A 13856-nucleotide genomic window follows, 5' to 3' on the forward strand; every position below is an offset into this window, starting at 1 on the left:
GGTCCGCATGCTGAAATACCTCCGGGCATGCGTACGTGTTGTATCTATGATGTGCGCATGCCTTCAGCCCCACCCGCGCCGATGCGACCTCCCGTGAAGCAGCCGCCCGCCGCCGACCGCGTCTACGCACACGTCAAACAGGGTGTCCTGGAGCGCCGTTACGAGGGCGGCTCCCTGCTGACCGAGGGCGAACTCGCCGACGCGGTGGGCGTCTCGCGCACCCCGGTCCGCGAGGCGCTGCTCCGGCTGGAAGCCGAAGGACTGATCAGGCTCTACCCGAAGAAGGGCGCGCTCGTCCTGCCGGTCTCCGCCCAGGAGATCGCGGACGTCGTCGAGACCCGCCAGCTCGTCGAGGAGCACGCCGCGCGCAAGGCCGTACCGGCATCGCCGCAGCTCCTGGCCCGCCTCGAGGAACTGCTCGCGCAGCAGAAGGAGCAGGCCGCCGCCGGGGATCTGGCCGCCGCCGCCGTCACCGACCGCTGCTTCCACGCCGAGATCGTCCGCAGCGGCGGCAACGAGATCCTCTCCCGGCTCTACGACCAGCTCCGCGACCGGCAGTTGAGGATGGGAGTCGCCGTGATGCACGCGCACCCCGACCGGATCACCAAGACGCTGGTCGAGCACGAACAGATCCTCCAGGCGCTGCGCTCCGGCGACGCCGACGCGGTCGTCGGCCTCATCCACGGACACGTCAGCTGGTTCTCCAACCTGGCGCGGGGCGAGGTCCGATGAGCTCCTCGGCCACGCTGCCCGGCGATCCGCCCGGCGGCCGGCGCGCGATCGCCGTCTGGGGCATCGGCGTCTCGGTCTACTTCGTCGCGGTCATCTTCCGTACGTCACTGGGGGTGGCCGGGCTCGACGCCGCGGACCGTTTCCATGTGGGCGCCTCCGCCCTGTCCACCTTCTCCATACTCCAGCTCCTCGTGTACGCGGGCATGCAGATACCCGTCGGGCTGCTGGTCGACCGGCTCGGCACCAAGAAGGTGCTGACCATCGGCGTGCTGCTGTTCACGGCGGGGCAGCTGGGCTTCGCGTTCTCCTCGTCGTACGGCATGGCCCTCGCCTCGCGCGCCCTGCTGGGCTGCGGTGACGCGATGACGTTCATCAGCGTGCTGAGGCTCGGCACACGGTGGTTCCCCGCCCGGCGCGGGCCCCTCGTCGCGCAGTTCGCGGGCCTGGTCGGCATGGCGGGCAACCTCGTCTCGACGCTCGTGATCGCCCGGCTGCTGCACGGGATGGGCTGGACGGCCGCGTTCGCCGGCAGCGCCGGTGCCGGTGTGCTCGTCCTCGTCCTCCTGCTGCTGTTCCTGAAGGACCATCCCGAGGGGCATGAGCCGGAGCCGTTCCCCCACCGGGGCGCCGCGTACGTCCGCCGGCAGATCGCCGCGTCGTGGCGTGAACCCGGCACCCGGCTCGGCCTGTGGGTGCACTTCACCACGCAGTTCCCGGCGATGGTGTTCCTGCTGCTGTGGGGGATGCCGTTCCTCGTCGAGGCACAGGGTCTCTCGCGGGCCACGGCCGGTGAACTGCTGACGCTCGTCGTCCTGTCCAACATGGTCGTCGGGCTGGTGTACGGGCAGATCGTCGCCCGGCACCACACCGCGCGGCTGCCGTTGGCGCTGGGCACGGTCGCGGCGACGGCCGTCGTGTGGGCGGGGGTGCTGCTGTATCCCGGCGAGCACGCGCCGATGTGGGTGCTGGTCGTGCTGTGCACCGTGCTCGGGGCCTGCGGGCCGGCCTCGATGCTCGGCTTCGACTTCGCGCGTCCGGCGAATCCGCCGGAGCGTCAGGGGACCGCGTCCGGGATCACCAACATGGGTGGTTTCGTCGCCTCGATGACGACGCTGCTGGCCATCGGTGTCCTGCTCGACGCGACCGACGACAACTACCGCATCGCCTTCGCCGCGGTGTTCGTGCTCCAGGCGGTCGGGCTGAGCCAGATCTTCCGGCTGAGGAAGCAGGCGGCCCGCCGGGAGCGGGAGCGGCTGGTGGCCAGCCGGGTGGAGACGGTGCACGTACCTGCGTGACCGTCGAGGGCATGCCGTCCGCTGCCACCGGTCGGCGTCGGCTGTCCCGACCTGGGCGTTCGCCGTCCAACGGAGCCCGCGCCCCGAACGCCGGAGGGGCGAACCGCCCTGCCGTCCGGGCGCACCGGAAGGCCCTGGTCCGTCCGGCGACTGCCGAGAAACGCGTCGGCGTGACGTAGGAGGTCCCGGGCGGCGGCGCCCCGGATTCGGGACGGCTCCGGATACGAGTGGAGACCCGGATACGGGAGGTGACCGGGTTACGGGAGGTAGCCCGGTTAAGGGAGGTGACCGGGCTGTGCGGGACGGGTCCGCGCACAGGACGGGCCCCGTATACGGAAGGTCCTCGGATACGCATACGGATACGGAAACGGTCCCGGTTTCGGGAAGACCCCCGGATTCGGGAAGGCCCCCGTGCACCGGAACGCTTCCGGACACCGGAAACGTTCCCGGACACGGAACGGCGGAGCGAGGTGGAGGGGCGGGGGACCGCCCCGCCCGGCCCCGTTACGGCGTGACGGTGAAGTTGCGCAGGATGGCCGCCGTCAACTCCGGGTCGCCCTCGGTCTTGATGCGGTCGGCCACGGTGTCGGGGTGGACGCGGCCGCAGGCGAGCCGGACGAAGGTCTCCCAGTCGAGGGCGAGGCTCGCGGCGGGACCGAGGGAGGGCGAACCGTCTATCGATCCGCGCCCGTCGGCGTCGATACGGACGGTACGGAGGAACTCGACCGGACCGTGCACGTCGAAGACGATCGCGGAGTTCGCCGGCGCCCCCGCGTCCTTGGCGACGACCTTCGGCAGCGCGGCCAGCAACTCGTCCCGCACGATCTGCGAACCGGGGGAGTCGAGGTTCCCCGGCCGGCCCAGCGTGTACCGCAGGTCCTGCTCGTGCACCCACACGTCGAACGCGCGGTTGCGCATCGCCAGTTCGAGGGTGACCTCGGTGCCGAGAGGACCGCGCACCTTGGCGTCGGGCTGCCGCGACTCGTTCCGCAGCTGCCGGTTGCGACGGATGATCGTGTACTCCAGCTCGGAGGTCATCTCCGGCGCCGTGTGGTGGCGGCGCACGTCGACCTGCATCTCCATGTACCGCTGGTGTTCGTTCGTCACGTGGTAGAGATCGCGGGGAAGTGTGTGGATCGGCCGGGGATCACCGAGCATCTCGCAGTCCAGCCCGATGACATGCGAGACGATGTCGCGGACCGACCAGCCGGGACACGGAGTCCGCCGGTTCCACTCGCCCTCCACAAGCGGCTGCACCAGCTCGGATATCGCTTCGATCGAGTGGGCCCAGGCGTCGGCGTAGGACTGAAGACTCGGATGCAGACTCACGGAACGGGACCCCTCGGGCGGTTGGACGCGGGCAGTGCACAGGCAGCGGGTGTCTTGGGACGCTAAGTTACGCTGCTGTGAGGCACCCCGGCAGTGCTTTCGTGTGACGATCGTAGGCCCGTATCGACGGCTCGAATGCCAGGACGGTGGTAGTGTGCGCGCCTCGCTCCTCCAGATCGACGTAAACGACGACGAATCGGTCGCAGCCCGCAGACACCGCGTGGCGGATCTGGTACGGGATCAAGCCGGAGTCGATCTCGTCGTGCTTCCCGAGCTGTGGACCACCGGCGCCTTCGCCTACGAGGAGTTCGGGGCGCAGGCCGAATCACTAGAGGGACCGACTCACGAGGCGATGAGCAAGGCGGCGAGCGACGCGGGCGTGTGGCTGCACGCGGGCTCGATCCCCGAGCGCGCGGCGTCCGGGACGGGCTCCGCGACCGAGGCCCCCCTCTACAACACCTCCCTCGTCTACTCCCCCGCCGGTGAACTCGTCGCCGCCTACCGCAAGATCCACCGCTTCGGCTTCGACCAGGGCGAGGCCGTGCTGATGGGCGCGGGCACGGAACTGGTGACGGTGCCCCTGCCGGAGACCGTCATCGGCGTGGCCACCTGCTACGACCTCCGGTTCCCCGAGCTCTTCCGCGGGCTCGTCGACGCGGGGGCGCAGACCTTCGTCCTTTCGGCCGGCTGGCCCGAACGGCGCCGCTCCCACTGGACCCTGCTCGCACAGGCACGCGCCGTCGAGAACCAGGCGTACGTCCTCGCCTGCGGAACGGCCGGTACGCACGCGGGAGTTCCCCAGGCCGGTCACTCGATCGTGGTCGACCCGTGGGGAGAGGTCCTCGCCGAGGCGGGCTCGGACGAGGAGATCCTCACGGTGGACTTCGACCCGGCGAAGGTCGCGTCGACGCGGGAACAGTTCCCGGCCCTGAAGGACCGGCTGCTGGGTCTGGAGACTCCCCGCCGCTGACCGGCGGCAGGGCCGGCCCGCCCGCGCGGCCGGTCGTCCCCGCTGCCGGCCCCTGCTGCCTGCTGCCTCCTGCCGGCCGCCTCCTGCCGGGTCGCCCCTGTCGGTGCCGCTGTCAGTCGTCCCCCCGTTCCTTCTCCGCCAGATGGATCACGCACACCGCCACCGCGATCAGCAGCGCCGGATCGGCGTCCTCCCGTACGACGTCGACGCCGTACGTGTCGCGGATGTGGAGCCATCGGCGGGAGATCTGGGCGAGGAGTTCGTTGTCGTAGTCGACCGCGAACTCGCGGTCGAGGATCTTGCCGCTGACGTCGAGTTCGGTGCCGTCGACCAGGGACACGCGATAGTGATTGCGGAGCAGGGACAGACGTTTGCGCTTGATGGTCGCGAGCGGGTCACCGTCCCGCTCGATGATCATCGTGTCCCGCAGCGCGAGCATCTTCCGGTGGATGTCGATCAGGACGCGTCCGCGGGTGTCCTTCAGCTCGAAGGTGTCCCGCAGCCGCATGGCCTTGCCGTCCACGAGGAAGACCTTGTTGCCGTGGTCGTCCTCGATCCAGTAGTCGTCACCGATGCCGAGCAGCCGGTCGCGTACGAGGTATCTCATGACATGACCGGTTCCCCGGTGGGCGGTCCGAAACGCCGCCGGTAGGCCGACGGGCTGAGTCCGGTCGCCCGGCGCACCCGCTCGCGCAGGTTCGCGGCGGTCCCGAGCCCGCTGCGGTCCGCCACCACGTCGAGCCGGACCTCGCCGCGCTCGATGAGCCGGCAGGCCAGGGCCACCCGCTCCGCCGTCAGCCACGCCAGCGGTGTCGTGCCGAGCTGGGCGCGGAAGCGGCGGTGCAGCGTCGCCGGGCTGACCGCGGCGCGCGCCGCCATGTCCCCGACCGTCAGCGGCTCACCGAGCCGCTCCTGTGCCCAGGCCAGCAGGGGTGCCAGCGACTCGTCGGGCACGTCGGGCAGCGGCCGCTGTACGAACTGGCGCTGGCCCCCGTCGCGGTGCGCGGCGAAGACCAGCCGGCGCGACACCGCGTTGGCGATCTCCGCACCGTGGTCGCGCCGTACGAGGTGCAGCCCGAGATCGAGCGCGGCCGCGCTGCCCGCCGCCGTGAGCACGTCCCCCTCGTCCACGAAGAGCACGTCCGGATCCAGCAGCACCTTCGGGTGGAGCTCCCGGAAGACGTTCGTCCAGCGCCAGTGGGTGGTGGCCCGCCGCCCGTCGAGCAGTCCCGCCTCGGCGAGCGCGAAGGTTCCGGTGCAGAAGCTCACCACCCGGGCCCCGCGCGCGTGGCCGCGCCGGATGGCGTCCAGGACGACGGTCCGGCGCGGTACGACGTTGTCGGGCCGGCCGGGGACGACGAGGGTGTCGGCGTCGTCCACCGCGTCGAGTCCGGGCACTCCGCTCAGGGTGAAGAACCCGTGGTTCATCCGGACGCCGGGCGTGGGGGTGCACAGGGTCAGTTCGTAGAGCGGCTCCGGTCGTCCCAGCTCGGGCCGGGGAAGCCCGAACAGCTCCGTCGCGACGCCGACTTCAAAGGGATTCGTGCCCTCGTCGACGATCACGGCGACGCGATGCGGCCGACGCTTCAGCGGTTCTTCCCGTCCCGGCGCGAGGGAGTTCTCCCGATCGAGCGGTGGGTGCGAGGATCCTTGCGGCATACGCGATTTCTAGCACTCGCGGGCGCGCCGCGGAGTGCCGAGGATGAGCGCATGACCAGCGAATCCGCCCGACGCGCCGAACCCGTCTCCCTCTCCACCGCCCTCGCCTCCTTCACCGATCTGTGGAGTCCCCGCATCGTCACCGCCGTCAACGACTACGACGTGCGCGTCGCGAAGGTCGAGGGCGAGCACGTCTGGCACGTGCACGACCACACGGACGAGTTCTTCCTGGTTCTGGAGGGCGAGTTGACCATCGCGCTCCGGGAGCCGGCCGGCGAGCGGACCGTCGTCCTCCCCAAGGGTTCCGTCTACACCGTCCCGCGCGGAACCGAGCACAAGCCGTCCGCCCCCGGCGGCGCGGCGATCCTCCTCTTCGAACCCACCGGCACTCTCACCGTCGGCGACCGCCACGACGAGATCCCCACCCACGTGGACGCCACGACGGGCCACGCCCTGGACTGACGCCGCCGCCCGACCTGTTGTCCGTCCCGGGTGGCACCCTTGATCCATGAACGACTCCGCCCAGGCGCCCGCCTCGACCCCCGCCCGCCGTCGCGCCCGCGTCCGCGCCCCCGAGCTGATCGGCAAGGGGGGCTGGCTGAACACGGGAGACGAGCAGTACACCCTCGCCGACCTGCGAGGACGCATTGTTCTGCTCGATTTTTGGACCTTTTGCTGCATCAACTGTCTGCACGTCCTGGACGAGTTGCGGGAGCTGGAGGAGAAGCACCGGGACACCGTGGTGATCATCGGGGTGCACTCGCCGAAGTTCGTGCACGAGGCGGAGCATCAGGCGGTCGTCGACGCCGTGGAGCGGTACGGGGTGGAGCATCCGGTTCTCGACGACCCGGAGCTCGCGACCTGGAAGCAGTACGCCGTACGGGCGTGGCCGACGCTCGTGGTGATCGATCCCGAGGGGTACGTCGTCGCGCAGCACGCCGGTGAGGGCCATGCCCACGCCATCGAGCGGCTGGTGGAGGAGCTGGAGGCCGAGCACGCGGCGAAGGGCACTCTGCGCCGCGGCGACGGGCCGTACGTGGCGCCCGAACCCGAGCCGACCGTGCTGCGCTTCCCCGGCAAGGCGCTCGCCCTGCCGAGCGGAAATCTGCTGGTCAGCGACACGACCCGGCATCAGCTGGTGGAGCTGGCGGAGGACGCCGAGACCGTCGTTCGGCGTATCGGATCGGGCGTGCGGGGCTTCGTCGACGGCAGTGCCGGGGCGGCGGGGTTCAGTGAGCCGCAGGGGCTCGCGCTGCTCGACGAGGGCGCGGTCGTCGTCGCGGACACCGTGAACCACGCGCTGCGCCGGGTCGATCTCGCGACCGGCGCGGTGAGCACCCTCGCGGGCACCGGCCGTCAGTGGTGGCAGGGGTCGCCGACGTCCGGACCGGCGCGCGAGGTCGATCTGTCCTCGCCGTGGGACGTGGCCCTCTTCGGCGGGAAGGTCTGGATCGCCATGGCCGGTGTGCACCAGCTGTGGGCGTACGGCCCGGCGACGGAGAGCGTCGGGGTCGCCGCGGGCACGACGAACGAGGGGCTGGTCGACGGGCCGGGGCCCGAGGCCTGGTTCGCGCAGCCGTCGGGGCTCGCCGCCACCGGGGACCGGCTCTGGCTGGCCGACTCCGAGACGAGCGCCTTGCGCTGGGTGGATCTGGACGGTGCCGTGCACACCGCCGTCGGCACCGGGCTCTTCGACTTCGGACACCGCGACGGGGCCGCCGAACAGGCGCTTCTCCAGCACCCGTTGGGTGTCACCGCGCTGCCCGACGGCTCGGTCGCGGTCAGCGACACGTACAACCACGCGCTGCGCCGCTACGACCCGGCGACGGGTGAAGTGACCACGCTGGCAACAGACTTGCGGGAGCCGAGTGACGCCGTGCTCGTCGGGGACGACATCGTGGTGGTGGAGTCCGCCCGCCACCGGCTGACCAGGCTGCGGCTCCCCGATGAGGCCGTACGGGTGGAGTCGGTCGCCCATCGGACCCAGCGCGCGGCCACCGAAGTCGCCCCGGGCGCCGTCCGGTTGGACGTCATCTTCCAGGCGCCGGCCGGACAGAAGCTGGACACCAGGTACGGCCCGTCCACCCGGCTGCTCGTCTCCGCCACCCCGCCCGAGCTGCTGCTCGCGGGCGAGGGCGCCGGCACCGATCTCGCGCGGACGGTCGAGCTGAACCCGGCTGTTCCGGCGGGCGTGCTGCACGTGTCGGCGATGGCCGCGTCCTGCGACGACGATCCGGCCGACCAGTACCCCGCCTGCCACGTCCACCAGCAGGACTGGGGTGTGCCGGTCCGCCTCACCGAAGGCGGTGCGGACCGGCTTCCCCTGGTCCTCGCGGGCATGGACGACTGATCCGGCTCAGACGCCGTAACCGTCGCTGTAGCCGCCGCGGTGGTGCCGCTCGTCCTCCACGACGGTCGTTGTCGGCGGTACGACCACGCGCCTGCGCCTGGCGATGCTGCCGAAGCTCGCCACACCGATCAGTCCGGCGATCATGAGGATCACGCCGACCACGTGAAGATCGACCCCCTGCATGTGCCAGTCGGTCGCGAACGTGAGGATCGCCCCTGCGGCGATCAGGATGATGCATCCGCCCAGGCCCATGGGTGTCGCCTCCTTCAATTAGCAACTCGGAGTCATTCCGGACCCGTTCCGGGTACCCGGGACCCCGCGAGCCATGCGGAGGCGATCCCTCACGTCACGGCACGCCGTCCCTCAAGACGGCGTGCCGAACTCCCCTCCGTGCCGCGGAGGGCTATCCCTCCAGGAACGCCACCAGTGCGTTGGTCAGCAGGAACGGGTCGTCGGCGCCGCAGAGTTCGCGGACGCTGTGCATGGAGAGGATGGCCACGCCGATGTCGACCGTCTTGATGCCGTGCCGGGCCGCCGTGATGGGGCCGATGGTGGTGCCGCAGGGCATGGAGTTGTTGGAGACGAAGGACTGGACGGGAACGCCGGCCTTGTCGCAGGCGGCGGCGAACACCGCGCGGCCCGAACCGTCGGTGGCGTAGCGGTTGTTGACGTTCACCTTGAGGATGGGGCCGCCGTTGGCACGCGGGTGGTGCGTCGGGTCGTGCCGCTCGGCGTAGTTGGGGTGCACGGCGTGACCGGTGTCGGAGGACAGGCAGATGCTGCCGGCGAAGGCGCGCGCCCGGTCCTCGTAGGAACCGCCGCGGGCGAAGACAGAACGTTCCAGCACACTTCCGAGCAGCGGCCCGTCGGCGCCGGTGTCGCTCTGCGAGCCGTTCTCCTCGTGGTCGAAGGCGGCGAGGACCGGGATGTACGAGAGCCCGGAGTCGGCCGTCGCGACCGCGGCCAGTGCGGCCGTGGCGGCGTGCACGGACAGCAGGTTGTCCATGCGCGGCCCGGCGAGCAGTTCCTTGTCGCGGCCCAGGTAGGAGGGGGGCTCGATGGAGTGGGTCATCAGGTCCCAGCCGGTGACCTCGCCCGCGGGCAGCCCCGATTCCTCCTCCAGGAAGCTCATCAGGTCGCCCTCGCGGGTGTCGCCGAGTCCCCAGACGGGCTGGAGGTGGCGCTGCTTGTCGAGCTTGAGCCCGTCGTTGCTGACGGAACGGTCCAGGTGGATGGCGAGCTGGGGCACGCGCAGCAGGGCGCGGTCGATGTTGACGAGGCGGGTCGAGCCGTCCCGCAGCGACAGGCGTCCGGCCAGGCCCAGGTCCCGGTCGAGCCAGGAGTTCAGCAGCGGCCCGCCGTAGATCTCCACGGCCACCTGCCGCCAGCCGTGCGCGCCGGTGTCGGGCAGCGGCTTGACCCGCAGGTTCGGGGAGTCGGTGTGCGCGCCGATGATCCGGAACGGTGTGTGCGGTTCGGCGCCCTCCGGCACGTACCAGGCGATGATCGCCCCTCCGCGCAGCACGTACTTTCCGCCGCTGGTCCCTTCCCACGCGTCGGTCTCGGCGACCTGACGGAATCCGGCCTTCTCCAGCCGCTCGGCGGCGGTCGCCACGGCGTGGTACGGCGTCGGACTCGCCGTGAGGAAGGACATGAGGTCGTCGGTGTGGCCGCGGTCGAAGCGGGTGGGTGCGCTCATGGGTTCACCTTAACGACGCGCGAGGGCCCGCTCCCGGGGTTGGGAGCGGGCCCTCGTAAGGGGGATGTGAAGGGCGGACACCTTGGGACACCTGACCCGATGACGGGGTCCGGCGTGGGTGTCCGTCCGGCTTCGCGGGGCGGCGGGCCCTTAGAAGGCGGCCTCGTCCAGCTCCATGAGGTCCAGGTCGACGACCTCGGCGAGCTTGCGGGCACCGGTGACGCCCGGCAGCACGTTGGCGGCGAAGAACTTCGCGGCCGCGATCTTGCCGGTGTAGAACGCCTTGTCCTTGGCGGAGGCGGTCTGCAGCTTCTCGGCGGCGACGGCGGCACCGCGCAGCAGCAGGTAGCCGACGACCACGTCGCCGGAGGCCATCAGGAGGCGGGTGGTGTTGAGGCCCACCTTGTAGATGTTCTTGACGTCCTGCTCGGTGGCCGCGAGGTCGGTCAGCATGAGGCCGACGATGGCCTCCAGCTCGACGGCCGCCTTCGCGAGCTGCTCGCGGGCGGCGGACAGCTCCTCGCCGCCCGTACCGAGCGCCAGGAACTTCTTGATGTCCTCGGCGAGGGTGTTCAGAGCCGCGCCCTGGTTGCGGACGATCTTCCGGAAGAAGAAGTCCTGGCCCTGGATCGCGGTGGTGCCCTCGTACAGCGTGTCGATCTTGGCGTCGCGGATGTACTGCTCGATCGGGTACTCCTGCAGGAAGCCGGAGCCGCCGAAGATCTGGAGCGACTGGGCGAGCAGCTCGTAGCCCTTCTCGGAGCCGTAGCCCTTGACGATCGGCAGGAGGAGGTCGTTCAGGGCCTCGAGGGCGGCGCCGTCCTCGCCGGCGGCCTCCTTGATCTGGATCTCGTCCTGGATCGCGGCGGTGTGCAGCACCAGGGCGCGCATGCCCTCGGCGTACGCCTTCTGCGTCATCAGCGAGCGGCGCACGTCCGGGTGGTGCGTGATGGTGACCTTGGGCGCGGCCTTGTCCATGAACTCCGCGAGGTCGGGACCCTGGACGCGCTCCTTGGCGTACTCCAGCGCGTTCAGGTAGCCGGTCGACAGCGTGGAGATCGCCTTCGTGCCGACCATCATGCGGGCGAACTCGATGATGCGGAACATCTGGCGGATGCCGTCGTGCTTGTCGCCGATCAGCCAGCCCTTGGCGGGGTGGCGGTCGCCGAAGGTCATCTCGCACGTGTTGGAGGCCTTCAGGCCCATCTTGTGCTCGACGTTCGTCGCGTACACGCCGTTGCGCTCGCCCAGCTCGCCGGTCTCGAAGTCGAACTCGTACTTCGGGACGAGGAAGAGGGACAGGCCCTTGGTGCCGAGGCCGGCGCCCTCGGGGCGCGCGAGGACGTAGTGGAGGATGTTCTCCTCCATGTCGTGCTCACCCGAGGTGATGAAGCGCTTCACGCCCTCGATGTGCCAGGAGCCGTCCTCCTGCTGGATCGCCTTGGTGCGGCCGGCGCCCACGTCCGAGCCGGCGTCCGGCTCGGTGAGCACCATGGTGGAGCCCCACCGCTTCTCGACGGCCATCGTCGCGATGTGCTTCTGGACCTCGTTGCCCTCCTCGAAGAGGATGCCGGCGAACGCGGGGCCGCTGGAGTACATCCAGACCGCCGGGTTCGCGCCGAGGATCAGCTCCGCGTACGCCCAGATCAGGGAGCGGGGCGCGGTGGAGCCGCCGATCTCCTCGGGCACGCCGAGACGCCAGTACTCGGAGTCCATGAACGCCTTGTACGACTTCTTGAAGGAAGCCGGGACCGGCGCCGTGTTGGTCTCCGGGTCGAAGACCGGGGGGTTGCGGTCGGCGTCCACGAAGGACTCGGCCAGCTCGTTCTCCGAGAGGCGGGTCAGCTCTTCGAGGATGCTCTTGGCGGTGTCCGTGTCCATCTCCGCGAACGGGCCGGTGCCGTACAGCTTGTCGCGCCCGAGCACCTCGAAGAGGTTGAACTCGATGTCGCGGAGATTCGACTTGTAATGCCCCATGGCGACGGCTCCGTTAAGGGATCGGCGAGGCACTGACTCCTCGCATCTGGTTCACGTACCAACAAGTAGCTTCGATGATGCTACCCGTCAGTAATAAGAAGCAACCCCGGGTGGGCCATATGTGGCCCACTACTCTTTGACGCATGTACGGCTACGAGCAGAACGCAGGCGCCCAGCAGGGGTACGTCCCGCCGCAGCAGCAGATGCCCGGCCAGATGCCTGGCGGACAGATGCCCGGCGGGTACGGCCAGCAGCCGCCCCTGTATCCCGAGCCGTCCCCGCCGTCCCTTCCGGACGCGGTTCGCGCGTTCACCACGGGGTCCATGGCCGCCGAGGACTTCCAGCAGGTCTTCGCCACGTCGAAGGTGTACTGCCCGCGCGGGGACAACCCCGGATTCCTGGCGCTGCACAACACCCAGCAGCCTGTCATCCCGATGTTCACCTCGCTCAAGGAACTGCGCCGGTACGCGGGCAAGGAGTCCAAGTACTTCGTGATCACCGGAGCCGAGGTGATCGACCTGCTGCCCACGGGCTACGGCTTCGTGATCGACATGGAGGGTGAGCACCGGATGGTCTTCGACGCGAAGGCCGTGGAGCAGATGGTGGACTTCGCGATGCGCCGTATGTACGGCTGACGGGCCGCCGCGGGCGGGGCCGAAGGCCCGTCGTCCGCGCGGCCGGAATGTCTCACGAACACGTGACGCCCGGAGGGAATGCCCTCCGGGCGTACATCGTTACGGGTAGCAGAAAGTTCAATCCTCAACTAAACTCGAAGCACAAGGAGGTACCGACATGCCCGCAGTGACTGTCGAGAACCCGCTGGCCCTGCCCCGTGTGGCCGCGCCGGCCGACGCCGTGGAGCGTCCCGTGCTGGCCGTGACGACCGCGCCCAGTGGCTTCGAGGGCGAGGGTTTCCCGGTCCGCCGCGCGTTCGCCGGGATCAATTACAAGCACCTCGACCCGTTCATCATGATGGACCAGATGGGTGAGGTGGAGTACGCGCCGGGCGAGCCGAAGGGCACCCCCTGGCACCCGCACCGCGGCTTCGAGACCGTGACGTACATCATCGACGGCGTCTTCGACCACCAGGACTCCAACGGTGGCGGCGGCACGATCACCAACGGCGACACGCAGTGGATGACGGCCGGTTCCGGCCTGCTCCACATCGAGGCGCCGCCGGAGCACCTCGTGATGTCGGGCGGACTCTTCCACGGCCTCCAGCTGTGGGTGAACCTGCCGGCCAAGGACAAGATGATGGCCCCGAGGTACCAGGACATCCGGGGCGGCACGGTGCAGCTGCTCAGCACCCCGGACGGCGGCGCGCTCCTGCGCGTCATCGCCGGTGAGCTCGACGGCCACCAGGGACCGGGCATCACGCACACCCCGATCACCATGGTCCACGCCACGCTGCGGCCCGGCGCCGAGATCACTCTGCCGTGGCGCGAGGACTTCAACGGCCTCGCGTACGTTCTCGCCGGACGCGGCAGCGTGGGCGCGGACCGTCGCCCGGTCCACATGGGGCAGACCGCCGTCTTCGGAGCGGGTTCCTCGCTGACCGTCCGCGCGGACGGGAAGCAGGACTCCAACACACCGGACCTGGAGGTCGTCCTCCTCGGGGGTCAGCCGATCCGTGAGCCGATGGCCCACTACGGCCCGTTCGTGATGAACACCCGCGACGAGCTCCAGCAGGCCTTCGAGGACTTCCAGAAGGGCCGCCTGGGGACGATCCCGGCGGTGCACGGGATGTCGGAGGGCGGGCTGTAGGCCCGTCCGGAGTTCCTTCCGAGTCCTTCGTCCTTCCGAGGCCTCGTGAGCGATTGAGCACCGGGAAGCCCCGTCCGCCGT

The 13856-nt window shown here is 70.0% G+C and carries 13 protein-coding genes; 7 read left to right on the forward strand and 6 right to left on the reverse strand.

Features of this window, described 5'->3' with window-relative positions:
• Positions 1–57: 57 nt before the first annotated feature.
• Together ACZ4N5_RS01525 and ACZ4N5_RS01530 are read left to right on the forward strand one after the other, a co-directional pair.
• Entirely contained in the window at positions 58–732 is a 675-nt protein-coding gene (locus ACZ4N5_RS01525; protein ID WP_467755120.1) for a GntR family transcriptional regulator, read from the forward strand.
• On the forward strand, positions 729–2027 hold the full coding sequence (locus tag ACZ4N5_RS01530) for an MFS transporter (protein WP_467755121.1): 1299 nt from the start codon (positions 729–731) through the stop codon (positions 2025–2027). Before ACZ4N5_RS01525 ends, ACZ4N5_RS01530 begins: the two co-directional genes overlap by 4 nt.
• 504 nt (positions 2028–2531) lie before the next feature.
• Here the strand turns inward: ACZ4N5_RS01530 and ACZ4N5_RS01535 are convergent.
• Positions 2532–3356 (reverse strand): maleylpyruvate isomerase family mycothiol-dependent enzyme, encoded by an 825-nt coding sequence (locus ACZ4N5_RS01535; RefSeq protein WP_467755122.1) that lies wholly within the window; start codon positions 3354–3356, stop codon positions 2532–2534.
• A gap of 154 nt (positions 3357–3510) precedes the next feature.
• On the opposite strand from ACZ4N5_RS01535, the gene ACZ4N5_RS01540 reads away from it, so the two are divergent.
• Positions 3511–4326, forward strand: coding sequence for a carbon-nitrogen family hydrolase (locus tag ACZ4N5_RS01540; protein ID WP_467755123.1), 816 nt, complete (start codon positions 3511–3513; stop codon positions 4324–4326).
• Positions 4327–4438: 112 nt separating this feature from the next.
• Here the strand turns inward: ACZ4N5_RS01540 and ACZ4N5_RS01545 are convergent, their stop codons facing one another.
• Together ACZ4N5_RS01545 and ACZ4N5_RS01550 are read right to left on the reverse strand one after the other, a co-directional pair.
• Complete coding sequence (locus ACZ4N5_RS01545; protein ID WP_467755124.1) at positions 4439–4933, reverse strand: LURP-one-related/scramblase family protein; 495 nt, start codon at positions 4931–4933, stop codon at positions 4439–4441.
• Positions 4930–5985 carry a helix-turn-helix domain-containing protein gene (locus tag ACZ4N5_RS01550; protein WP_467755125.1) on the reverse strand — a complete coding sequence of 352 codons (1056 nt, stop codon included), beginning with the start codon at positions 5983–5985 and terminating at the stop codon, positions 4930–4932. Before ACZ4N5_RS01550 ends, ACZ4N5_RS01545 begins: the two co-directional genes overlap by 4 nt.
• 51 nt (positions 5986–6036) lie before the next feature.
• On the opposite strand from ACZ4N5_RS01550, the gene ACZ4N5_RS01555 reads away from it, so the two are divergent.
• Both ACZ4N5_RS01555 and ACZ4N5_RS01560 read left to right on the forward strand, forming a co-directional pair.
• On the forward strand, positions 6037–6447 hold the full coding sequence (locus tag ACZ4N5_RS01555; protein ID WP_467755126.1) for a cupin domain-containing protein: 411 nt from the start codon (positions 6037–6039) through the stop codon (positions 6445–6447).
• A gap of 46 nt (positions 6448–6493) precedes the next feature.
• Entirely contained in the window at positions 6494–8335 is a 1842-nt protein-coding gene (locus tag ACZ4N5_RS01560) for a thioredoxin-like domain-containing protein (RefSeq protein ID WP_467755127.1), read from the forward strand.
• Between the two features lie 6 nt (positions 8336–8341).
• Here the strand turns inward: ACZ4N5_RS01560 and ACZ4N5_RS01565 are convergent, their stop codons facing one another.
• The 3 genes from ACZ4N5_RS01565 to ACZ4N5_RS01575 form a co-directional block, all read right to left on the reverse strand.
• Positions 8342–8587 (reverse strand): DUF6458 family protein, encoded by a 246-nt coding sequence (locus ACZ4N5_RS01565; protein ID WP_467755128.1) that lies wholly within the window; start codon positions 8585–8587, stop codon positions 8342–8344.
• A 151-nt stretch (positions 8588–8738) separates the two neighbouring features.
• Positions 8739–10034: a M18 family aminopeptidase gene (locus ACZ4N5_RS01570; RefSeq protein WP_467755129.1), complete on the reverse strand. Its 1296-nt coding sequence runs from the start codon at positions 10032–10034 to the stop codon at positions 8739–8741.
• Positions 10035–10184: 150 nt separating this feature from the next.
• Positions 10185–12011: an acyl-CoA dehydrogenase gene (locus ACZ4N5_RS01575; RefSeq protein ID WP_467755130.1), complete on the reverse strand. Its 1827-nt coding sequence runs from the start codon at positions 12009–12011 to the stop codon at positions 10185–10187.
• 143 nt (positions 12012–12154) lie between these two features.
• Here ACZ4N5_RS01575 and ACZ4N5_RS01580 point away from each other — a divergent pair, with 143 nt between their 5' ends.
• Positions 12155–12646 (forward strand): SseB family protein, encoded by a 492-nt coding sequence (locus ACZ4N5_RS01580; RefSeq protein WP_266760725.1) that lies wholly within the window; start codon positions 12155–12157, stop codon positions 12644–12646.
• A gap of 157 nt (positions 12647–12803) precedes the next feature.
• Complete coding sequence (locus ACZ4N5_RS01585) at positions 12804–13775, forward strand: pirin family protein (protein WP_467755131.1); 972 nt, start codon at positions 12804–12806, stop codon at positions 13773–13775.
• The last annotated feature ends 81 nt before the right edge of the window (positions 13776–13856 follow it).

The organism is Streptomyces sp. NPDC026500 (assembly GCF_055567635.1).